The sequence below is a fragment of the Rhizobium sp. P1_B8 genome (genome assembly GCF_056406515.1).
The window spans coordinates 186,915-206,696 of sequence record NZ_JBFTZZ010000012.1 but is presented as its reverse complement, the minus strand read 5'-3'; the positions used below and the strand labels follow the sequence as shown (position 1 = coordinate 206,696).

Genomic DNA, 19,782 nt, shown 5'->3' with positions numbered 1-19,782 from the left:
AATGACCGAGAGCAACCGTCGCGACATCAGTTGGATCTTTGCCCTGCTGGCGGCCTATTTCGTGCTTCAGGTCGGCGTGCGGCTCGCAACCTCGCATTCTCTCGATCTCGACGAGGCCGAACAGGTCTTCCGCTCGCAATGGCTTGCCGCCGGCTACGGCCCGCAGCCGCCCTTCTACAACTGGCTGCAATACACCGTCTTCCAGTTCGCCGGTGTCTCGCTAACCGCCCTTTCGGTGGTGAAGAACCTACTGCTGTTCAGCTCCTACGTGCTCTACGGCCTGACCGCGCGGCTTATCCTGCGCGACAAGGCGCTGGTGGCGATCACCACGCTCGGGCTGCTGACGATCCCGCAGATTGCTTTCGAGATGCAGCGCGACCTGACGCATACGGTCGCCGTGTTCTTCTCGGCCAGCATCTTCTTCTACGGCTTCATCCGCAGCCTGAAGCAGCCGAGCCTCGCCTCCTATCTCATCGCCGGCATCGGCATCGGTTTCGGCCTGCTTGCTAAATATAATTTCGCGATCTTGCCCGCGGCAGCCCTGATTGCCGCGCTTTCGGATGCGCGCCTGCGGCCGCGGATCTTCGACTGGCGGCTGATGCTGACGGCGGCGGTGGCGCTCGTCATCATCCTGCCGCATCTCTTCTGGCTGAAGGACAATCTCGATTTCGCCACCGCACGCACCCTGGAGAAGATGACCGCGAGCGGCCATGCGAGCTATCTCACCCAGGTGGCCATGGGCGTCAGTTCACTGGCTCTCGCCATCATCAGCTTTGCCGGATTGACCGTGGCGGTATTCACGCTCGTCTTCGGCAGGAGCCTTCGTCCGGCACTCGGCTCCGGTTCGGAATGGACGCGGCTGCTCGAGCGGATGATGCTCGTCTTCTTGGCCGGCATTCTGCTTCTGATCGTCTTCGGCGGCGCGGCCGGCATCAAGGATCGCTGGCTAGTGCCGATGCTCTTCATCCTGCCGCTCTATTTCTGCCTGAAGATCGAGGCAGCAGGCGTCGCGACAGACAGGGCGTTCCGGCGTTTTATGCCCATCGTCACCGTCATCATGATCGGTGTGCCGGCCGCCCTTTACGGAAGCGTCGCGACTGCACGCTTCACCGGCCATTACGAGCGGCTGAACAGGCCCTATGCCGGCATGCTGGAAATCTTGCGCAAGCAGGCCGAACCGGCGGCGGTCCTTGCCGGGGACAGCCTGCTCGCCGGCAATCTCAGGCAGGATATTCCCGGCGTGCCGGTCCTCTCCGCGGATTATCCCGGCTTCCACCCGGATCTTGCGGGTCGGCGACCGCTTCTCCTCGTGTGGCTCCTCCCGCAGAAGGGGGGAAGCGAAGCGCTTCCGCCTGATATGGCTGAATGGCTGCAGGCCAATCTCGGCGCGTCCGCACCGCAGGCGTCGGTGATCGACGTGCCCTATTTCTATCGGCGCGGCGGCGACAGCTACCGTTTCGGCTATGCCTGGGTCAATCAGCCGGGCTGAGCGAAATCAGGATTTCAGCTCCTTCCAGGCCAAATCCAGCGCCAGTCGGGTGATCCTCGCCATCTCGTCCACCTCTGCGTGGCTGATGATAAGCGGCGGCGAGGCGAGCATGCGGTCGCCGGTGGCGCGCAGCACGAGGCCGTTCGCCAGCGCGTGGTTGCGAACCAGCGCACCGACCTGATCGGGCTTGGCATAGCGGGTGCGCGTGCCTTTCTCCGCGGCAAGCTGCAAGCCGCCCATCAGGCCGATGCTGACAGCTTCGCCGACCAGATCATGTTCGGCAAGTGCTGCCCAGGCCTTGCCGAAATAGGGTCCGATATCATCGCGCACCCGTTCGACCAGTCTTTCCTCTTCGATGATGCGCAGGTTCTCGAGTGCGGCGGTGGCGCAGACCGGGTGGCCGGAATAGGTGAATCCATGATTGAAGTCGCCGACCTCGTTGATCAGCACATCGGCAATGCGGTCGCTGACGAGCACGCCGCCGATCGGCAGGTAACCGGAGGAAAGCCCCTTGGCGATCGGCGCCAGATCGGGCTCGACGCCGAAATGCTGGTGGCCGAACCAGGCGCCCAGCCGGCCGAAACCGCAGATCACCTCGTCGGTCACCAGCAGGATATTGCGCGCCTTGCAGATGCGATCGATCTCCGGCCAGTAGGTTTCCGGTGGGATGATGACGCCGGCCGCCCCCTGCACCGGCTCGGCGACGAAGGCTGCGACATTCTCCTCGCCCAGCTCATCGATCTTCGCTTCGAGCTCGCGGGCGACGTTCAGACCGAATTCGGCGGGCGTGAGATCGCCCCCCTCGCCGTACCAATAGGGCTGGCCGATATGGACGATACCAGGTATCGGCAGATCGCCCTGCTCGTGCATGTATTTCATGCCGCCGAGACTGGCGCCGGCGACGGTGGAGCCGTGATAACCGTTCTTCCTCGATATCACGATCTTCTTCGACGGCTTGCCGACGGCGCTCCAATAGACACGTGCCATGCGAAACCAGGTGTCGTTCGCCTCAGAGCCGGAGCCGGTGAAGAATATGTGGTTGAAACGCTGGCCGGCATGGGAGGTGACCTTTTGCGCAAGCAGGGTCGCCGGCGCCGAGGTCGTGCCGAAGAAGGTGTTGTAATAGGGCAGCTCGTTCATCTGCCTTGCGACCGCATCCGTGATCTCCCGGCGGCCATAGCCGATATTGACGCACCAGAGGCCGGCGAAGCCGTCGAGATATTTCCTGCCGTGATTGTCGAAGATGTGGACGCCCTCGCCGCGCTGGATAATGCGCGTTCCCTCGGCATTCAGCTTCTTCATGTCGGCGAAGGGATGCAGGTGGTGTGCGGCGTCGATCGCCGCCAGGTTCGAGGGTGGGTAGGTATCGGGCATGGTGGTAAAGACCCTCGCGGATTGAAAGGCTGATGTCGATGGGATGGGAGCTTGGCCTTGTCCCGGAGGATTTTCAAGGTCATGGCAAGCGACAGGATGGACAGCAAGGCCGATGGCGGCGATCCGGGCGAAACCGAAAATCTTCAAGGCGGCTGCGCCAAGCTTCGGCTTCTCCTGCGCCTTGGCTAGAGCCGGTATTGCCTGCGCTGCCGCAACTCGAGGTACGTCTTGCCGCGCCTCCGGCGGGCGGTTCAACCCTTTTCCATCACGCCGATATTGCACGCTTGATGACTGTTAAGTGGCTGCAGATGCAAGCCAAAAACACGGATATGAAAAGGAAGGTCCCAAGCGGTTGGGATAGCGGCAGGAACGACCAGTCGCCTCGTTGAAATTGAGGCAGCGCAAACTCGGAAAGGCCGGCCTGGCCAACGGCTGCCCGCCCCATGGTTAGACCGGTCGCGATCAGCGCGATATGGGCATGGATGAAGCCTGAACGGTGGTGTCTTTGCGGCTGCATGGCCACACGAACCCCGAAAATCGATGCCAGCATCAACAGGACCGTGGCGCTCCAAATTCCAACGCCGGGTACCGCCAAAAGCAGATAGATCGGCTCGCGCATGACCGGAAGTATCGTCATGTAAAGCCACCAGGCGAAGGCACTTGAGGGGTGGCTTTCCAGGAGCGGTATGCTGAGAACGAAGATCGATGCTGTCGCGTAAGTCAGCGATGGCCCGAGTCGCATCAGCGTGAAAATAGCGATCCGCATACGGCGTTCCATCCTTTGACCTGACGAGCAGGATAGGCGACGTTGATTGATTTCCACTCAAGGAGTCACGGGGCAGATGATGCCTACTTTAGATAGCAGGCGTTTTATCATACTGTCGCATTCCGTCGAAGACCGCATCTGTCGCTTTTTTGCGACTATTTGCTCAAATTCTTGAGTTGTTAGCTTTTTTTTACGATGATTTCCGGTGAACACATCCGAGTCTCAGGTAAGAATGTCTGATGGGGGATTAAATTGCCAATGTTGCAGATCAGAGCCGGAACTAGATGCATTGCGTTTTTGATAGCGACTGGAGCGATTTTAGCTGGTTGCCAGTCATCCAGCGTTGATGGTCTGGCTGCTTATGGCGATAGTGCAAAGACCCTTGAGGATGACTCAGCCGTCGCCTTCTATAAGAACGACGAGTTGATAACCACCGGCAAACTGCAATTTCAGGAAAAGAACTACGGAAAATCTTACGCCATTTACAAGCGAGCAGTTGACGTTTTTCCGCAGGATCCGGCCGCTTGGCTGGGCTTAGCTGCATCCGCCGACATGGTTGCCCGCTTCGACACGTCCGACCGCGCCTACCAGCAACTCTCGCGAATGATCGGCAACACCCCGGTCTACTACAACAATATCGGATATTCTCACCTTTTACGCGGTGACTTGCGCACTGCCAGACGGTATTTCCTGAAAGCCTATGAGCTTGATCCCGGAAACGAAGTCACTGCCCGTAATCTCGAATTGATGAAGAACAGCGTAAATTACGCTCAGCGGTGATGGGCCCTGCAGCGATCGGCAATCTGGGTCGAGATGAGATTGCCCTTGCGCATTGCGAGCATCGGCGCCCCCTGGCAGCATCCACCGATTGCTTTGGAGATTTCGGCGAACGCGGTGTTTACCGGGCCTTCCGAAGGATGAGCTGGCCTTCCGGCGAGAGTGTGCGCTCGTAACGCGGCAGGTCACTGACGGCAATGCCCCCGGCTTCGAGGGACGCAAGGCTGCTATCCGAAGCTTGAGCTTCCGCCGGCACGGCACGGGGTGCGAAAAATTGTGCTGGCTCCTTGCCGGGTGCGCTAAGGACCAAAGCTGAACCCATCCGAAGACCACTTGTGTCATTTCGCAGTTCGTTCATCATAGTCTTTTGCAGCCCATCCATCCCCTGGCGGATAAGTGCGACTTCGTCAGCCTTGGCATTATCCGCGATGTTGCGCGACTGCTTTTCCATTTGTCCCCTCAGACCATCGATGGACCTCTTAAGCGCGGCGATGGTCTCGCGGCTCTCGCGAACATCGGCTGAGTTTTTGGCGGTATAGACGAGAACGCCAGCATTCACAGGCAAGAGCATCAGCAGCAAACCGACGAATAGCGAGCTTTTTGAGCCCCGCTGCTCTATCACTCGCAAATTGCTTGGTATTGCGCGGTCTGCTTCGACCTCAATGCCCGGAATGCTAGTCATTCGTTTACTCCCCGTAAGTCATCAAATCTGCGTTGGACACATTGTCCAGGAACACGCCGTGTCCAGTGACAAGCCCGCAATCATTCCGACGTAAATACACCTTCCCACGCCCGTTCGAGCATATCGAGCGAAGCGTTTCCTGCTATCCCGTTGAACTCGCAGTAAGAACCGACGAAATCCAGAAGATATTTCGGATGATAGCAAGACGCCAGCACATCGCCGTTGTACTTGCGATCGTAGAACAGGCTCAGGTCTGGATCAGAGACAGCCAATCCGGCGTCGCTGGCATAGGATTTGAAAATTCTGATATATTCGTCGCGCGACGGGGTGTTCACAAAGATCTTATACTTGAGTCGCCGCAAGCCCGCCTCGTCGGAAAGGTCCTTCGGAGCGATATTCGTCGAAAACACCACCAGTTCGTCAAAGGGAACCCTGAACTTCTTGCCGGTGTGCAGCGTCAGGAAGTCATATCCGCGCTCGAGCGGCACAATCCAGCGATTGATGAGCGCCTGCGGCGCCACTTGTTGACGCCCGAAGTCGTCGATGATGAAAACGCCGCCGGACGCCTTCAAGTGTATGGGCGCTTCATAGACATTCGGTCCTTCGTTGAAAGTGAGGTCGAGCTGATCGAGGGTCAATTCCCCGCCCGTCTTGATCACCGGACGGCGGCATTCGATCCATCGTTGATCGGCTTTCGGATGGGATTCCGTGTCAGCCTCCGATACGGGGTGATGCACTGCTTCGTCATAGAAACTGATGACATGGCCGCCGACCTCGATGGCATAGGGCACCCAGATTGTTTGGCGAAACAGTTGCGACGTCCGCTCGGCGATGCTCGTCTTTCCGTTGCCGGGTGGGCCGTAAAGCAGGATAGAGCGACCGGAGTTGATGGCCGGGCCGAGCTTTTCGACCAAGGCATCCGAGAGCACCAGCCCGTCAAGGCTGTCGTTCAGCCGCTCCGGGGTCACGCGCTCGTGATGGATGGACTGCAAAACGACTTGCCGGCAGAACGCGTCCAGCGACACCGGCGCCGGGCCGACATATTGGCATTGACGCGACGCCGCGTGGGCATATTCGAACCCCTTCATGGAAAGCGCATATCGAATATCGGATCTCACATCCTCACCAGCCAAGCCGCGCGCCTCGAGATAGGCGAGTTTCACGAGCTCCTTGATCAGGATATTGACGATCACTTTCGGCAATTTCATGCGGTCAGCGAGATGAGATGCCGTGGTGGTGTCCTGCTCGGCCGCGCATTTTGACGCCAGCCGAAGCAGGAACGACGGATCCAGTCCGGCTTGTTCTATGCTTGCCGGTGCCATTGGCATACGCGGATCGAGGGTAATGATGGCCTCGTTACGATTCTGTTCGAGCGAATACTGCATACGACCTCACTTGGCTCAACCGCCGGGTTTCATGCCGATGAGAAGACTGATGACACGGATAACAACGGGTACAAGAACGATGACGAGGCTTACCGGAAAAAGGAATGCGCCGAGCGGCAGCAGCATCTTGACCGGCAGGGCGTTCGCCTTTTCCTCCGCGCGCACGATACGCAGGTCGCGCATTTCCTTGCAGTAGACCCGCAGCGTCTGCGTTACGCTGGTCCCGAGCTCTTCCGATTGACGGAACAGAACGGACAGGGCCCGGGCCTCGTCGATCCTCAGGCGGACGGCAAGGTTGGCGAGCGCCTCGCGCAATCGCCGGCCGCCCCGCACTTCCAGCATCATGATCGAGAGATGCAGGCCGAAGTCCTGCTGCTTGGCAACGAATTCCCGGGCAACGCGGTTCGCCGCCGCCTCGATGCTCATCCCCGCATCAAGGCAGACGATCAGCATATCCATGAAATCGGGAAAGAGGCGGCGGTACTCCCTCTCCTTGGCGGCGCCGCGCCGGTCGATATAGATGTTGACCAGAATAAAGGTCGCGCCCGCAGCAAACATGCCAAGGATCAGCGTCACTATCTGCGACATATCAGGCGCGAACCGGTTTAAGGCCCAGACCGCTACGACCAGCATGCTGATACAAATCACCGCGCGAACCACCTGGAAGGTGGTCACGGCGCCGGCAGCGAAATACCCCGCCCGGATCAGCCGGTTCTGGGTGGAGTTCACATTGGTGTCACGTCGCGCAATCTCGAAATAGCGACGGATCAGGCGGTTTTCCGCCTCGCCGAGATCGGCAATCGTCGTATCGCCAAGGTGGAACTCCTCGCCTGATGCCGCCGAGCTCTTCGACACCCGGACCGAGACCTCGCGCTGTCGAAAAAACAATTCCGATGCTGCTGCTGAAAATATCAGCACTGCAAAGAAGACGATGAGGTAAATTCCATACTCACTCGACATGACTGCCTCAGTACTCGAAGTTGACCATCTTGTAGAGAATGACGTTCCCGATCGCCATGACGGCCAGCAGCACGCTCACCACCATGGTTCCGTGGCCGCTATCCCAGACGGGATCGAAGTAGGTCGGCGACAACGCCTTGATCATCGCGTAGAGCAGGAACGGATAGCCCGACATGAAGATCGCCGTGATGCGTCCTTCCGAGGAAATCGCCTTGACCTTTGCCTTCAGCATATACCGGTCGCGCAGCGTCTTCGAAAGGTTCTGCAGGATCTCCACGAGGTTTCCGCCGGTTCCGGCCTGCACGCTCAGCGATATCGCAAGCAGGTTCAGATCCTCGACGCCGACCCGGTTCGCCAAGTTGACAAGGGCATCGTCCAGCGTCACGCCGTAGGTGAGCTCATCGGAAAGGAGGCCGAACTCGGTGCCGATCGGATCGGGCATCTCACGTGCCACCAAAGAAATCGCCGCCGGCAGCGGGTGGCCGGCGGCCAAGCTGCCGGGGCGCGCCAGACGACGAGCGCCGGGATGAGGAGACAGATCAGGAGAAAGACGGGGATCCTGAACAGAGTGCTGGGCACGAGGAACCCCGCGGCCAGCCACGTCAAAAGGGCGCCCGCGATCGCGAAGAGAGCAAATCGCCTGGCATCGAACTTGATTCCCGACTGGGCGTAGAACTGCAGCAGCCGCTGCGTGATGGGGGTTTGCCGCCAACCGCCGCCGGCACCGCGCTCCTTCAGCATATCGCTATAGGTCTTGCGATGATCATCGCTGACCTCGAGCAAGCTCAACCGATGGTTCACGGCGCGGTGTCGTTCGGAGCTCTTGAAGTAGTTGCGCATGATCGCTTCGACAGCGACAAGGGCGGCGGTGAAAACGGCGGCGTAAAGGAGAGTCAGGGTCATTTGACAGGTCCCGTTTGCAGCGGTTTGCCGGGATCAAAAATCGCCACAGGGATCTCGATCCCGAGTTCGGCAAATTCCTCGACGAACCGCGGCCGGATGCCGGTGGCGCGGAACTCTCCATGGATCCGCCCACCTTCATCGGTGCCGATTTTCTTGAATTTCATAATCTCCTGCATCTGCACGACTTCGCCTTCCATGCCGGTGATCTCGGAAATCGAGACGATCTTGCGGCTGCCGTCGCTCAGGCGCTGGACCTGCACGATCATGGTGATGGCGGACGAGATCTGCGAGCGAATGCTCAACTGCGACATCGGCATCCCTGCCATGCCGACCATCTGCTCAAGCCGGCCGACGGCGTCGCGCGGCGTGTTGGCGTGAATGGTCGTCATCGACCCCTCGTGACCGGTATTCATCGCCTGCAGCATGTCGAACGCCTCGTCGCCGCGTACTTCGCCGACGATGATGCGGTCGGGACGCATGCGCAGGGCGTTTTTCAAAAGTTCGCGTTGACGGATTTCGTTGCGCCCGTCGAGCGTTGGCGGCCGGGTTTCCAGACGCCCGACATGCGGCTGCTGCAGTTGAAGCTCGGCTGCATCCTCGATGGTGATCAGGCGCTCCCTTGGAGAAATCTGCGACGAGAGAGCGTTCAGCAAGGTGGTCTTGCCAGAACCGGTGCCGCCTGAAATGACCATGGACACCTTGCCCTTGACCGCGGCGCTGAGAAGGACGCGCATCGCATCGGCCATAGCCCCATATTGCACGAGGCGCTCCATTGTCAGCGGCTTGCGCGTGAATTTGCGAATGGAAACGAGCGGTCCGTCGACCGAGATCGGCCTGATGGCGACGTTGACACGCGAGCCATCCTTGAGGCGGGCGTCAACCATCGGCGTTGACTCGTCGACACGGCGGCCAACCGCCGAGACGATCTTGTTGATCACCCGAAGCAGGTGGTCCTCGTCTTTGAACCGCACGGCGGTGCTCTCGAGCTTGCCGCTCCGCTCGACATAGACGCTGTTGTAGCCGTTGATGAGAATATCTGCGATTGTGTCATCGGCCAGCAGCGGCTCGATCGGTCCCAGCCCAAGCATCTCGTCGGTGATATCGCGGATCAGATCATTGATTTCCTTGGCATTCAGCGGAAAGTTGTTGTTCCGAATATAGTCCTTGACCAACGGCCGGATCTCGGTAGCGATCTCCTCGTTGTCGAGTGTGTCGAGGATCCCGAGGTTGATGCGATCGAGCAGGTAGCGGTGCAGATTGACCCGCTCGGAAACCATGTCCGGCCCGAACGAAGCCTCTTCGCCACTCGCCGTGGCGCTGTCGGAGGCCGGTTGGGCAGGCATGTTCTCAACTGCGCCGACCAAAGACAGTTCGGCCGCCTCCGGATGTTCCCGGCTTTCCGGTTCCCGCTGCTTGTAGAAACGCCCGATGATACCGTTCGCCATGTTTCCCGCCCCTGAACTCTTATTTTACAATCACCGTGGAACCGACTTTCACCCTCTCATAGAGATCGATGACGTCGGCATTGCTCATGCGAAAACAGCCCGATGACGCGAAACCGCCGACCGTCGACTGCTCGTTCGTTCCATGAATGCGATAGAGCGTGTCGGTCCCGCCCTTGTAGAGATAGATCCCGCGGGCACCCAAGGGATTAAGCGGTCCGGCCGGTACCAGGTCCGGAAGTCCGGCTGCGCGCGCCTTCATCTCGGCAGGCGGGCGCCAGTCAGGCCACTCTGCCTTGCGTCCAACCTTGACGGTACCGCTCCAGCGAAATCCGTCTCGTCCGACGCCGATTTTGTAACGGATCGCGCGTCCTTCGGAGATGACGAGATCCAGCGTACGATTGCCGCTGACGATGACGATTGTCCCAGCCGCATAGCTTTTTTCGATCGTCACCACGGCGCTTGTCGTCGGCCCAAGGCTCCGCGGCACAAGCCCGCCTGCCGCAGCGTTCCCGACAGCGGCCAGAATTGCCAAAACCGCAAGACCGACATCGGCGGCGCGGGACCTTATGCGCCCACTGTCGATCGCCTTCATCGCACCAGTGCTCCAAGTTTGCCGACCGCGCCGCAGAAGCGCGCCCGGGAATTCACTTGAGATGGCAGCACGCCGCGGTTGACTGCCTCGCTCAGAGTATCCCAGTCATCCGCAATGACATGCGTCGGAATCTCCTTGAAGATCTTCTCCGTTTGTTGTCGGCGCAGGCCGAGGCCGAAAAGCTTGCTGCGGTATTTGTTGATGACGATGAATATCTGATCCGAGCTGCCGCGCAGCCGTACCAGATTGGCAAACAAATCCTTGGCTTGAGAAAGCGCAGGGACCGTCATTTCGGTGACGATGCAGATGCTGTTGACCGAGCTGAGCACCTCGTATTTCCACGGCGTGTCATAATAGGGAATGTCGATGATCGTGTGGTCGCTCTCGAAGGCGGCCACGTCGAGCATACGCAGCACGAGTTCCCGGCCCTTGGGTGCCAGAAGGACTGCTGGCTGCTTGAAGGACAGCAGTGAAAAGCCGCCCGAATGACGCTTTCGAACCAGATCGATGAATTCCAGATCGACCCGGGAAGGATTGGCGATGACTGGTTTTAAGTCGTAGTCGTTGACGAGGTTGAGATAATAGCCAAGCATCCCGGAGCAAAAATCCGTGTCGAACAAGTCAACCCGCGGCGTCGAGTTCTTGGTCGGCTGGGCCAGCGCATGCGCAAGCGACGAAGCGATCATGCTGGCGCCCGCGCCACCGACGGCTGAGACCACGGCATGCACCCGGCTGTCGCTGGCCCCAGTGCCTGGCGCATGGGTCGAAATCATGTCGATCAGTGCGCGGCGCTCGAGCGGCTTCTTCAGCCAGTCATTGCCGTTCAGGCGGAAGAGCAGCCGCAGCATGTCGTCCGGCAGCTCTTCGGAAACGACGACGAGCGGAATGTCCCGATAGGTGGTGCGAAACGCGAAGAGCTCCGGCTGGTGCAGCAATTTCCCGTTGTCGACGTCGAGAACGATCAGGTCGAACTGCGTCGGATCGAACCGGCCCTTTTCTCCGAGCGCCTTCAGCGAGAGATGGCGGACATCGTAACGCGAAAGCGACCCGAACGTATCGAGCATGAAGCTCGCTGCAGCCGCGTCGTCGGAGAGAACCAGGATCTTGGTGGATGCGGCAATGTTCATGTGAGCTGTCATTTCGCTTTCCTACGCATACTTTAAGGAGTCAGCAGGTTGAGCACGTCTTTAGATCTTCCGTCGTGATCGTCACCGGATGGGCCGGGATGGTGATGTCGTTAAGTCCCAACAGCCCGCCGAGGATCGGCAGATCGAAGGTGATGTTGCGTACCTCCAGCCGCATCGTCAGCACGGGCCCGTCCGGCCGGCCCCAGTAGCCGAGCCCCGATCGCTGGTAGGTGACCATCAGCTTATCCGGCGTGATGCGCCAATTGAGGTCGCAAATGCCGGGGTGAGGATCAGTTCCCGCGTTGCAAAGGCCGTCACTTCCCAGGACGATCCGGTTCAATGCCGCCGTGCAGTTCGCCAGAGCCGGCCCGCAGGTCGAGGATATCGTGGCATCGTTCGGCGCCGCTTTGCCGTTGTTGAGTGGATCGGCAGCTCCGATCGGGAAAACGGCATTGAAATTCGTCGTCACCGGATCGGATACGGCCGCCAGACGGGCACCATATTGCAGTGCCTTGACGGTCTGGTTCCACTGCGACATGGCATAGCCGAACTCGATGAAGGCGGCGAATACCAGCATGACGATCGGAAAGGTCAGCAATGCTTCGACAAGGCTGGCACCACTGCTATCCTGCCAGAAGGTCTTGATCGCCCTAGAGGTCACCATCCGATGTATCTCTCTTCATGGAATGAGCTGATCGTGATGGCGTCGATTCCGAGAAAGCCGAACACCGGCGAGGTCTCGTAGAGATGAGCAGTTGAGATGGTGATGTTCCCGTCTGCATCGGGTGCAGTGATGGTAATGTCGGCAGCGTCCTTCCAGCCGGGGACACGGGGTTTAGCGTTTGCCGCAGGTGTTTGCGTTCCGTAAAAGGCGATCGTCTTCGCAGTCGCCTGATTGCATGTCGGCACATAGGTTCCCGACACCGGCCGGCATCGCGAGAGGTAGCGCCCCGCATCGCGCAAGCCTGCGTCGATCTGCATACGCTCCCAGAAGATGCTGCCAAACTCCAGTATCCCCGCCGCAAAGAGCGTCACAAAGGGGATGGCGAGCAGCGCTTCGGCAAGCACCGCGCCTTCCTCCCGCCGCCAGAAGCCGGGGCAAAGCCGATGCCTGATAAAGTTGCGGAGCGCCATCATCTGACCAGCTCCGCTTCTTCCCGGAGGAAATCTTCGAGTGTGCCCCGTCCACCCTTGCCGCTGATGTCGATCACTTCGAGCGACAGATAGCGTTCGCTGCCGGCCTTGATCGCCGGTTTGGTCATGAACATGCGGGCGAAGGCAACCGCCTGCGTCTGCTTCTGACCGTTCAGATGGCCGATCGATGCTTCGTAGCCGCAATTGACGATCGCGGCGAAGATCTCACGACGATCGCCATACTCGTCCGCCGTGTAGTTCGAAAGGGAAGGTCCCGAATAGCACTGGCCGCCGCCTGTTGTCGGATTGCCGACCTCGCCGTTCGCCGAGGCATGGTTGAGTAGCGCCGGGGTGTTGAGTTCGTAACGATAGACATCGTAGGCGGAGGGCCGGCTCGGTGTTCCGGTGGCTGTCGGCGGATAGCTGGAATGATTGCTGAGAATGGCGCTGACCGACGGCGGCGTCCCGCCCTGTGCGACGCTCCAGTAGTTTGCGTAGTTCCAATTGTTGCTGCTGCTGATCTTGCCGCCGCCAAGCGTGCTCATGGCTGAACCGTAGCCCAACGGCACCGCCTTGGTGACATCACCGACCGCGCTGCCGACCATTGCCGGGTCGTAATCCTTGCAGCCGTTCTGTCCCGTTTGCTTTTGTGCGGAGCGCACGTTCTGGGCCGGGCGATAGCGGCCGTCATTGCGCGAGCCCTTGAACGACCCCTCATAAATGCCGAAGCGCGTATTGACGCCAGCCTCCACAGGCCCGGCGACGGCACCCGTCTTGGTATCCAGGCTGTCCTGCGTATAGCAGGCTCCCGGATTGCCGGTGGCGAGAGCCTCCGCCAGCACGTTTGCGCCATTGCCCAGCGGTGTCCGCAGGAACCCGAAATTACCAGGCCCGGGATTGGACGAAGACGTGCTGTTCATTTCGATCTGCCGGCCGTAGAGATTGCCGGCCGCGAAGTTGGTGTGGAGATCCGCCGCCGCCTGTTCGTTGGCGGCCGGGCTCGTATTGCCGGCCGGCTCGTAGGGATTGCAGATGAAGAGCGGCGTGATGTCACAGGCGCTGGCATGGTATACGGCCACAGCATCGGCAGCGATGTTGATCGTATTGCGGGTGAAGCCAACGGGGATCGGAAAGATCGTCTGCATCGCCTGCGGCTTGGCGATGACCCAGGCGTAGGACGCTTCGCTGGCCGTGGTCGTTTGCATCGAAGACGGGATGGGCGTGTCGTCGTTGGCCGGGATGCTCTTCAGAAAAAGCACGGTGACAGTGCTTCCGGCATCGTTGCCGGCGTGGTAGGCCACGGTAATATGCGAGCCAAGCGACATGCCGGCCCCGCCCCCGGAAAAAGCCGCGCTATTGGCGATTTTCTCGATCGACGTCTGCGCCCTCGAAATGGCATCATCGCGGCCATCGAGTTCGCGGGCTCCGGCCAACGCCATCGCATCGACCGCGTTCTGGAGATCGGTATGCAGGTTGCTGCTGCGGCCGACGTCGATGATCAGCAGCGAAAAGCCGAGAAGCATAGGCATGGCGATGAGCGTCAAGGCGATAACATAGCCACGATGATCGTTCCAGAACCGTCTGACAACCCTGCTCAGCATTGGCATACCCCCATCACGGCGCTATCGCCGTGACGACCCTGTTTCGTGCATTTTCCCTTCCGGCGCGCTACCGCCGTTCATGCCTTTCGCCAGCTATTGGCTAACGGTGGCCACACTGGACGCCCCATTAGCCCCCATGGCCGGCGACGGCGGAACAACGCCCATCCCGCCGTTCTGGTACTGCGTGACCACCCTGCGGATCACCTTGCCGTCGCTTGCGATTCGGGTTCGCTGGGCTTCCGGCGGGAACGGGTCCTCGATATGGATGGCCTTGTTTGCTTCCACAGCATTCCCGAGCCCGAAGGTGATCGAGTCGCGATGGTTCATGTAGTCGGCGCAACCGGAAGCAAGGCCGGCGGCTGCAAGGACGAAAAGGACGCGCTTAGCGTTTTGTAACAACAACTTGGCCTCCCTGGTTCAGGTCGAGACGATGGCCATAGGGCCCAGTCACGCCGACGCCATTGCGAAAGCGTCGGAGCATGTCCTTGTCGACTTCCAAGACACCGAGCGCGAAAAGTTCGACGTCATTGGACGAGCGCGTCTGATCGAGCGGACTGTAGAGGTCCTCACCCGGGCGGGCCGGTCGCACAATGTGCGGGGTGACGACGATAACGAGGTCGGATTCCTTCTTCTGGAAACTCGTCGAACGGAACAGTGCGCCGAGGATCGGTATCTTCCCGAGGCCCGGCAGTTGCTGGATATCTTTGGCATTGATCGACTGCAGCAGGCCCGCCATGGCAAAGCTCTGGCCGTCACGAAGCGCTACCGTCGTGCTGGCAGCGCGTGAGATGAAACCCGGATTGCCGTTGACGCTGATCGACGGATCAAGCTCGGAAACCTCAGGCTCGATCTCCAGATTGATGACGCCGTCGTCAAGCACCACCGGCTTGAAGGTCAGCCGCACACCAAAGGGGCGATAGTCCGTCTCGGTGGCGACTGTCGTGCCGTTGTTCGTCGTCTTCAGGATCGGCACTTCACCGCCGGCATGGAAGCTGGCGGTCGAGCCGCTCATGGCGATAAGGTTCGGCTGAGCCAGACGACGCACCAATCCCTTCTGCTCGAGCGCATTGATGACCACGTCGATGCGGCCGCCGGAGATTTCCAGCACCTTGGCGATCAACTGGCCGAAGGGCAGCATACCCGTTGCCGCACCCTTGGGGTCAAGGAGGCTACGGGCCAGGCTGCCGTCATCATTCACGGTGATACCCTGGCTGGTCGTTGCCTTGCCGATACCGTTGTTGCCGTGCCCGGACCAACCGATCCCGAGGTCACGACCCGTCGTGCGTGAGGCTTCAATGATACGGACCTCCAGCATCACCTGCTGGCTGTCGCTGACGCGCAACTGGTTCAGCACCGGTTGGTCGGAATAGGACTGGGCGACTTCCATCACCCGCTGCAATTCAACGCCGTCACGGACCATGCCTGTCAGGCGAATGCGATTGTTGGAGTTGACCACGGTAACCCGGGCCGAGGGCGCGGCAGAGCGAATGGCGGCGGCGACTTCGGTGAAATCGCTGGCAACGCGGATGTCGATGACACCGAGAAGCGACTTGTCGTCGCCATAGACCGAGATATTGGTGGCGCCGATCTGCTTGCCGCGAATGAACAGCGACCGGTCGGAGAGCGGCACCACGTCGATCATATCGGCGCTGCCGATAACGAGATCGCCGAAGGGCTGGCCGGTATTGAGCGTCAGCGTCGCGTTCGGAGGCAACGTCACACGCTGGACCGATTTGCCGAGCGTGACCGACTTTTCCTGTGCGTTGGCGCAGCCGGCAAATCCGGGCCCTAAACACACACAGGCCGAAAACACTGCCGCCAGTGCCGCAAGGCTTTTCGTCCTTGCGATTCGTCTCTTACCGTTCGCCATGCCTGCTTTAGCCCCCTCCTTCGGCTGGCCGCACCTGCGGCAGGCCGCATAAACATCACTGGACCAGGCCGACTCGGTGCTCCTCGCGCTTCGTCGTGTTCCAGACCCCCACTGTCACCCATTTAGGCTCGACCGACAACACCGGCTCAACCTTTGGCTCCACAATCTGCACTTGTTTTTCAGGTTCTGGCAACTTATTCTTTTCCAGATCATTGCCGAGCTCCGCCGCCATCGCCCCGCCACCGAGGTCGGCGACGGTGATCTGCCTGGTTTGCTCGATGGAGGAAGAGGCAATATTGCGAAGCGCCAGCGACAGCGTGCCGATACTGGAGCCGAGGGTAAGGCGCTGCGCCTCATCGGTCGTGACCTCAAAGGTCACGGTTTTCACGACGGATGGCTCGTCCTTGCGCTCGTCTGCCGTCTGGTCCACCGCCAGCACCTTGACGCCTTGCAGCAGCACATCAACCAAGCTCTGATCGTTGCCCGCCGGCCCGCGCACGACCCGTGTCAGAAGCACGTCGACGCGATCGGAAGGCCTGACGAAGCCGGCAACGCCGAGCACGTCGTTGACGCGGATGGAAACCGCCTTCATGCCCTGGTCGAGCGCCGCCGACAGCGTGGCGCGTTCGCCGGCACCAGTGATTTTCGAGGATAGCACCGGCTCGCCGGGGTCGATCGCCGCCATGGCATAGCGCGGCTGGGCATCGCTGCCAACGACCGCCTCGATGCTGACGAACGAGCCTGCGGGTGTTTCATTCGAGGGCCACGGAATGGCTCTGAGATTTTCGGATCGGATCCGGTCACCGAAGCGCATTGGCTTGTCGGCGACAACGAGTGTTCTTTCCTCGGCCTTCATGCCGTTCATCGCCAGCAGCAGGGCCTTCTGATCGGAGAGATACTCGCGCATGCCGAAAACGGCTGCTGCTGCGAGCACAAACGCAATAACGAGACTTAAAATCGTTGAGGAACGCATCGCGGTTACTCGCTACACTGGACGGAGCGCATCCATTCATTGATGCTAATTTAGAAGAGAGGGGTTAATAAAACCCCTCGCTTTTTCGAACGCCAATATCAGGCTGCCGGGGCGGTCAGGTTGGTCGTAAACCAGCCTGCCCAGCCGTTCCAAACGGTAGCCAGATTGGTGCCGGCCAATGTCACGGCCGTGATCACACCGCCAACAAGCAAGGCAAGCAGAATGAGGTATTCAGTGAGTGCGACGCCGTCTTCTTCCCGCGCGAAAGCGCGTACGCTATTTACAAAGGCTTTCATCGAGAATTTCCTCCCAGATAAGTTGTGCGCCGTATTCCCCCCGGCCGCCTTGTCGTCGAGACCGCCTCTTCGACTGGGACCATTAATAATCTCTTAACTCTAATTTAGTCAATCGTTTTATACGCAAGCTCTCGACATCTATACTTTATGGTTAAGACCAAAGTCCCGGTGCCCATTCGTAAAAACTGACTCAGTCGTCTGGATTTACTGTAGAGCAACTTGAAAATCAGGCTATAATAGCCCAAAAGGGTGAATACCATGCCGCAAATGATCGATGTTATTAGTTCGCTTTCGGTATTTCTTTTTCTCTACGCCGCCTGGACCGATTTCCGCACATGGAAGATCCCCAACACGATCGTGCTCGCGCTCGTTGCACTTTATGCATTGCGCACGGTCGCCGTGATCCTTGGCTCACAGGATGTCGGCGCTGCGCTGTTTGCTTCAAGCGGAATTGGCGGCGACGTCGGAGCCGGTCTGCTGATGTTCGCCCTTGGGGTGGCGCTCTGGGCGTTCCGGCTGTTTGGCGCAGGAGACGCCAAGCTTTTCCTGCCGATCGGCCTTTTTATCGGATGGCACGGAATGCTGCCGTTTTCGTTTTTGCTCCTCGTGCTCGGCGTCGTGACGCTCCTGGTCCTGCGGCTGCCGGTGCCGCTGCCCGTCGCACATCTCGCCTTTTTCATGCGCGTCGAGGAAATCCGGGCGAGCCGGAAGGTACCTTATGGTGTCGTCATGGTTTTCGCCGCGCTCCTCACCTTGGCTTTGCCCATTATCCGACAGCAGCTACGTTGACCCGGCATCGACATAGCTGCTTTCTCGCAAGAGCCCCATTGCCAAAGGAGGATGTTGCGCGCCTTGCGGATGCGGTCGATCTCTGGCCAATAGGCATTCAGCTTCCTGATGTCCGCGAAGGGATGCAGATGGTGCGCGGCGTCGATCGCGGCAAGCTTGGAGGGGGGGCAAGTGTCGGGCATGACTGGGAAAAGAGCCCCGCGGATTGAAAGGCCTCTATCGATGGGATAGGAGCTTGGCCTTGCCCCGGAGGATTTTCAAGGTCATGGCGAGCGACAGGATGAACGGCAAGACCGATGGCGGCGAACCGCGTTTCGAGGTCCTGATCGTCGGCATGAACGGCGACCTGCGCGGCAAGCAGCTTCCGCTCGACGCACAAGGTAAGGTCTGGGCCGGCGAGATCCGCCTGCCGACCTCAACGCAATCGCTCGACATCTGGGGCGACGACAATGACGACATCACCGGCCTGTCGCTGACGATCGGCGATCCCGACGGCATGGTCGTTGCCGACCGGCGCAGCCTGGCGCCGATGCCCTGGGCGCCGGAGGGCTCGATGCAGGTGCTCGCCAGCATGCACGAATTCGACGGCAGCCCGAGCTTCATGGATCCGCGCGCCATCCTCGCCGCAGTGCTGGAGCGCTATGCCTCGCGCGGACTGACGCCCGTCGTAGCGACCGAGCTGGAATTCTATGTGATGTCGGGAGACTGGCGCGAGACCGGACGCCCTTCCCCGCCCGAAAACCTCACTTATCGCGGCGAGCCGAACGGTTTCCAGCTTTACGACATGAGCGCCGTCGATGCGCTCGACGGCTATCTCAGTACACTGAGGGCCTATGCGAGCGCGCAGGGACTGCCGGCGGATGCGACGACGGCGGAATTCGGTCCGGGCCAGTTCGAGGTCAACCTGCTGCACCGCGCTGACGCGCTGGCAGCCGCCGATGATTGCCTCTATCTCAAGCGCATCGCCGAACAGTCGGCGCGCCGCCACGGGTTGAAATCGACCTGTATGGCCAAGCCTTATTCCGACCATGCCGGCTCCGGCCTGCATGTGCATGCGAGCATCATCGACCGGCAAGGCCGCAACATCCTCGACGCCAAGGGCGGCGAGCCGAAGCGGCTCAAATCGGTGACAGCGGGCCTGCTTAACACCATGCGCGAGGCGCAGCTGATCTTCGCTCCCTTCGCCAATTCCTACCGGCGCTTCCAGCCGGGCTCGTTTGCGCCTGTTGATCTGACCTGGGGCAGCGGTCATCGCGGCACGGCGATCCGCATACCCGACAAGGATGGGCCGGCCGCACGCATCGAACACCGCGTCGCCGGCGCCGATGCCAATCCCTATCTGCTGCTCGCCGCAATCCTTGGCGGCATGCTCACCGGTCTCGATGGCGAACTCGACCCCGGCGAAGAGACGACGCCCTCGCACACGCCGGTGAATACGACGCGACTGACGCATGATTTCCTCAGCGCCGTCGAGACCTTCCGCACCTCGCCCTTCATCGCCGATATCTTCGGCCCACGTTACCAGGCGCTCTATGGCGACACCAAGCGCAAGGAAGCGCTCGCGCATCTGCGCACGGTCTCGGATTTCGACTACTGCACTTATCTGCCGCGGTTCTGAA

At 60.1% G+C, this 19,782-nt stretch carries 21 protein-coding genes and 1 pseudogene; 6 read left to right on the top strand and 16 right to left on the bottom strand.

Annotated features, from left to right (window positions below; translation table 11 throughout):
- Position 1: 1 nt before the first annotated feature.
- The gene (locus AC1D2N_RS16385; RefSeq protein WP_130652100.1) at positions 2–1,489 is read left to right on the top strand and encodes an ArnT family glycosyltransferase; all 1,488 of its coding nucleotides are present in this window, start codon (positions 2–4) and stop codon (positions 1,487–1,489) included.
- A 6-nt stretch (positions 1,490–1,495) separates the two neighbouring features.
- Here the strand turns inward: AC1D2N_RS16385 and AC1D2N_RS16380 are convergent, their stop codons facing one another.
- Positions 1,496–2,863 (bottom strand): aspartate aminotransferase family protein, encoded by a 1,368-nt coding sequence (locus tag AC1D2N_RS16380; protein WP_130652099.1) that lies wholly within the window; start codon positions 2,861–2,863, stop codon positions 1,496–1,498.
- A gap of 57 nt (positions 2,864–2,920) precedes the next feature.
- On the opposite strand from AC1D2N_RS16380, the gene AC1D2N_RS16375 reads away from it, so the two are divergent.
- The gene (locus AC1D2N_RS16375) at positions 2,921–3,052 is read left to right on the top strand and encodes a hypothetical protein (protein WP_281032795.1); all 132 of its coding nucleotides are present in this window, start codon (positions 2,921–2,923) and stop codon (positions 3,050–3,052) included.
- Positions 3,053–3,128: 76 nt separating this feature from the next.
- Here the strand turns inward: AC1D2N_RS16375 and AC1D2N_RS16370 are convergent, their stop codons facing one another.
- The gene (locus tag AC1D2N_RS16370; protein WP_130652098.1) at positions 3,129–3,629 is read right to left on the bottom strand and encodes a hypothetical protein; all 501 of its coding nucleotides are present in this window, start codon (positions 3,627–3,629) and stop codon (positions 3,129–3,131) included.
- A 258-nt stretch (positions 3,630–3,887) separates the two neighbouring features.
- On the opposite strand from AC1D2N_RS16370, the gene AC1D2N_RS16365 reads away from it, so the two are divergent.
- Positions 3,888–4,409 carry a tetratricopeptide repeat protein gene (locus AC1D2N_RS16365; RefSeq protein ID WP_112906425.1) on the top strand — a complete coding sequence of 174 codons (522 nt, stop codon included), beginning with the start codon at positions 3,888–3,890 and terminating at the stop codon, positions 4,407–4,409.
- 118 nt (positions 4,410–4,527) lie between these two features.
- Here the strand turns inward: AC1D2N_RS16365 and AC1D2N_RS16360 are convergent, their stop codons facing one another.
- The 14 genes and pseudogenes from AC1D2N_RS16360 to AC1D2N_RS16295 all read right to left on the bottom strand — a co-directional run bounded on the left by AC1D2N_RS16360 (position 4,528) and on the right by AC1D2N_RS16295 (position 17,374).
- A complete protein-coding gene (locus AC1D2N_RS16360) occupies positions 4,528–5,088 on the bottom strand; it encodes a hypothetical protein (RefSeq protein WP_130652097.1) in 561 nt (186 codons plus the stop codon).
- 80 nt (positions 5,089–5,168) lie between these two features.
- On the bottom strand, positions 5,169–6,473 hold the full coding sequence (locus AC1D2N_RS16355) for an ATP-binding protein (RefSeq protein ID WP_130652096.1): 1,305 nt from the start codon (positions 6,471–6,473) through the stop codon (positions 5,169–5,171).
- A gap of 15 nt (positions 6,474–6,488) precedes the next feature.
- A complete protein-coding gene (locus AC1D2N_RS16350; RefSeq protein ID WP_477981590.1) occupies positions 6,489–7,433 on the bottom strand; it encodes a type II secretion system F family protein in 945 nt (314 codons plus the stop codon).
- Between the two features lie 7 nt (positions 7,434–7,440).
- A pseudogene (locus tag AC1D2N_RS16345) lies at positions 7,441–8,336 on the bottom strand (type II secretion system F family protein).
- Positions 8,333–9,781 carry a TadA family conjugal transfer-associated ATPase gene (locus AC1D2N_RS16340; protein WP_130652094.1) on the bottom strand — a complete coding sequence of 483 codons (1,449 nt, stop codon included), beginning with the start codon at positions 9,779–9,781 and terminating at the stop codon, positions 8,333–8,335. Before AC1D2N_RS16340 ends, AC1D2N_RS16345 begins: the two are co-directional and overlap by 4 nt.
- A 19-nt stretch (positions 9,782–9,800) precedes the next feature.
- The gene (locus AC1D2N_RS16335) at positions 9,801–10,373 is read right to left on the bottom strand and encodes a L,D-transpeptidase (RefSeq protein WP_130652093.1); all 573 of its coding nucleotides are present in this window, start codon (positions 10,371–10,373) and stop codon (positions 9,801–9,803) included.
- Positions 10,370–11,512, bottom strand: coding sequence for a P-loop NTPase family protein (locus AC1D2N_RS16330; protein WP_028734309.1), 1,143 nt, complete (start codon positions 11,510–11,512; stop codon positions 10,370–10,372). Before AC1D2N_RS16330 ends, AC1D2N_RS16335 begins: the two co-directional genes overlap by 4 nt.
- Before the next feature lie 28 nt (positions 11,513–11,540).
- Positions 11,541–12,164 (bottom strand): TadE/TadG family type IV pilus assembly protein, encoded by a 624-nt coding sequence (locus AC1D2N_RS16325; protein ID WP_047621478.1) that lies wholly within the window; start codon positions 12,162–12,164, stop codon positions 11,541–11,543.
- Positions 12,158–12,637: a TadE/TadG family type IV pilus assembly protein gene (locus AC1D2N_RS16320; RefSeq protein ID WP_047621477.1), complete on the bottom strand. Its 480-nt coding sequence runs from the start codon at positions 12,635–12,637 to the stop codon at positions 12,158–12,160. Before AC1D2N_RS16320 ends, AC1D2N_RS16325 begins: the two co-directional genes overlap by 7 nt.
- Positions 12,634–14,235: a TadE/TadG family type IV pilus assembly protein gene (locus tag AC1D2N_RS16315; RefSeq protein WP_047621476.1), complete on the bottom strand. Its 1,602-nt coding sequence runs from the start codon at positions 14,233–14,235 to the stop codon at positions 12,634–12,636. The genes AC1D2N_RS16320 and AC1D2N_RS16315 overlap by 4 nt, the downstream gene beginning before the upstream one ends.
- Before the next feature lie 93 nt (positions 14,236–14,328).
- Positions 14,329–14,634, bottom strand: a complete 306-nt coding sequence (locus AC1D2N_RS16310; protein WP_047621631.1) for a hypothetical protein — start codon at positions 14,632–14,634, stop codon at positions 14,329–14,331.
- The gene (locus tag AC1D2N_RS16305; RefSeq protein WP_047621475.1) at positions 14,618–16,105 is read right to left on the bottom strand and encodes a type II and III secretion system protein family protein; all 1,488 of its coding nucleotides are present in this window, start codon (positions 16,103–16,105) and stop codon (positions 14,618–14,620) included. The genes AC1D2N_RS16310 and AC1D2N_RS16305 overlap by 17 nt, the downstream gene beginning before the upstream one ends.
- 55 nt (positions 16,106–16,160) lie before the next feature.
- Positions 16,161–17,078 carry a Flp pilus assembly protein CpaB gene (cpaB, locus tag AC1D2N_RS16300; protein WP_047621474.1) on the bottom strand — a complete coding sequence of 306 codons (918 nt, stop codon included), beginning with the start codon at positions 17,076–17,078 and terminating at the stop codon, positions 16,161–16,163.
- A 98-nt stretch (positions 17,079–17,176) separates the two neighbouring features.
- Positions 17,177–17,374: a Flp family type IVb pilin gene (locus AC1D2N_RS16295; protein WP_018241340.1), complete on the bottom strand. Its 198-nt coding sequence runs from the start codon at positions 17,372–17,374 to the stop codon at positions 17,177–17,179.
- A gap of 258 nt (positions 17,375–17,632) precedes the next feature.
- Between AC1D2N_RS16295 and AC1D2N_RS16290 the strand changes: the two genes are divergently transcribed.
- The 3 genes from AC1D2N_RS16290 to AC1D2N_RS16280 are packed head-to-tail and all read left to right on the top strand — an operon-like array spanning position 17,633 to position 19,781.
- Positions 17,633–18,163, top strand: coding sequence for an A24 family peptidase (locus AC1D2N_RS16290; protein ID WP_018447340.1), 531 nt, complete (start codon positions 17,633–17,635; stop codon positions 18,161–18,163).
- A 38-nt stretch (positions 18,164–18,201) separates the two neighbouring features.
- The gene (locus AC1D2N_RS16285) at positions 18,202–18,372 is read left to right on the top strand and encodes a hypothetical protein (RefSeq protein WP_165403084.1); all 171 of its coding nucleotides are present in this window, start codon (positions 18,202–18,204) and stop codon (positions 18,370–18,372) included.
- A 56-nt stretch (positions 18,373–18,428) separates the two neighbouring features.
- Positions 18,429–19,781 carry a glutamine synthetase family protein gene (locus tag AC1D2N_RS16280; RefSeq protein ID WP_018241338.1) on the top strand — a complete coding sequence of 451 codons (1,353 nt, stop codon included), beginning with the start codon at positions 18,429–18,431 and terminating at the stop codon, positions 19,779–19,781.
- The last annotated feature ends 1 nt before the right edge of the window (position 19,782 follow it).

Coding starts and splice junctions, on each gene's coding strand:
- AC1D2N_RS16385 (WP_130652100.1), top strand. CDS start 2: ATGACCGAGAGCAACCGTCGCGACATCAGTTGGATCTTTGCCCTGCTG.
- AC1D2N_RS16380 (WP_130652099.1), bottom strand. CDS start 2,863: ATGCCCGATACCTACCCACCCTCGAACCTGGCGGCGATCGACGCCGCA.
- AC1D2N_RS16370 (WP_130652098.1), bottom strand. CDS start 3,629: ATGCGGATCGCTATTTTCACGCTGATGCGACTCGGGCCATCGCTGACT.
- AC1D2N_RS16365 (WP_112906425.1), top strand. CDS start 3,888: ATGTTGCAGATCAGAGCCGGAACTAGATGCATTGCGTTTTTGATAGCG.
- AC1D2N_RS16360 (WP_130652097.1), bottom strand. CDS start 5,088: ATGACTAGCATTCCGGGCATTGAGGTCGAAGCAGACCGCGCAATACCA.
- AC1D2N_RS16355 (WP_130652096.1), bottom strand. CDS start 6,473: ATGCAGTATTCGCTCGAACAGAATCGTAACGAGGCCATCATTACCCTC.
- AC1D2N_RS16350 (WP_477981590.1), bottom strand. CDS start 7,433: ATGTCGAGTGAGTATGGAATTTACCTCATCGTCTTCTTTGCAGTGCTG.
- AC1D2N_RS16340 (WP_130652094.1), bottom strand. CDS start 9,781: ATGGCGAACGGTATCATCGGGCGTTTCTACAAGCAGCGGGAACCGGAA.
- AC1D2N_RS16335 (WP_130652093.1), bottom strand. CDS start 10,373: ATGAAGGCGATCGACAGTGGGCGCATAAGGTCCCGCGCCGCCGATGTC.
- AC1D2N_RS16330 (WP_028734309.1), bottom strand. CDS start 11,512: ATGACAGCTCACATGAACATTGCCGCATCCACCAAGATCCTGGTTCTC.
- AC1D2N_RS16325 (WP_047621478.1), bottom strand. CDS start 12,164: ATGGTGACCTCTAGGGCGATCAAGACCTTCTGGCAGGATAGCAGTGGT.
- AC1D2N_RS16320 (WP_047621477.1), bottom strand. CDS start 12,637: ATGATGGCGCTCCGCAACTTTATCAGGCATCGGCTTTGCCCCGGCTTC.
- AC1D2N_RS16315 (WP_047621476.1), bottom strand. CDS start 14,235: ATGCTGAGCAGGGTTGTCAGACGGTTCTGGAACGATCATCGTGGCTAT.
- AC1D2N_RS16305 (WP_047621475.1), bottom strand. CDS start 16,105: ATGGCGAACGGTAAGAGACGAATCGCAAGGACGAAAAGCCTTGCGGCA.
- cpaB (WP_047621474.1), bottom strand. CDS start 17,078: ATGCGTTCCTCAACGATTTTAAGTCTCGTTATTGCGTTTGTGCTCGCA.
- AC1D2N_RS16295 (WP_018241340.1), bottom strand. CDS start 17,374: ATGAAAGCCTTTGTAAATAGCGTACGCGCTTTCGCGCGGGAAGAAGAC.
- AC1D2N_RS16290 (WP_018447340.1), top strand. CDS start 17,633: ATGCCGCAAATGATCGATGTTATTAGTTCGCTTTCGGTATTTCTTTTT.
- AC1D2N_RS16280 (WP_018241338.1), top strand. CDS start 18,429: ATGGCGAGCGACAGGATGAACGGCAAGACCGATGGCGGCGAACCGCGT.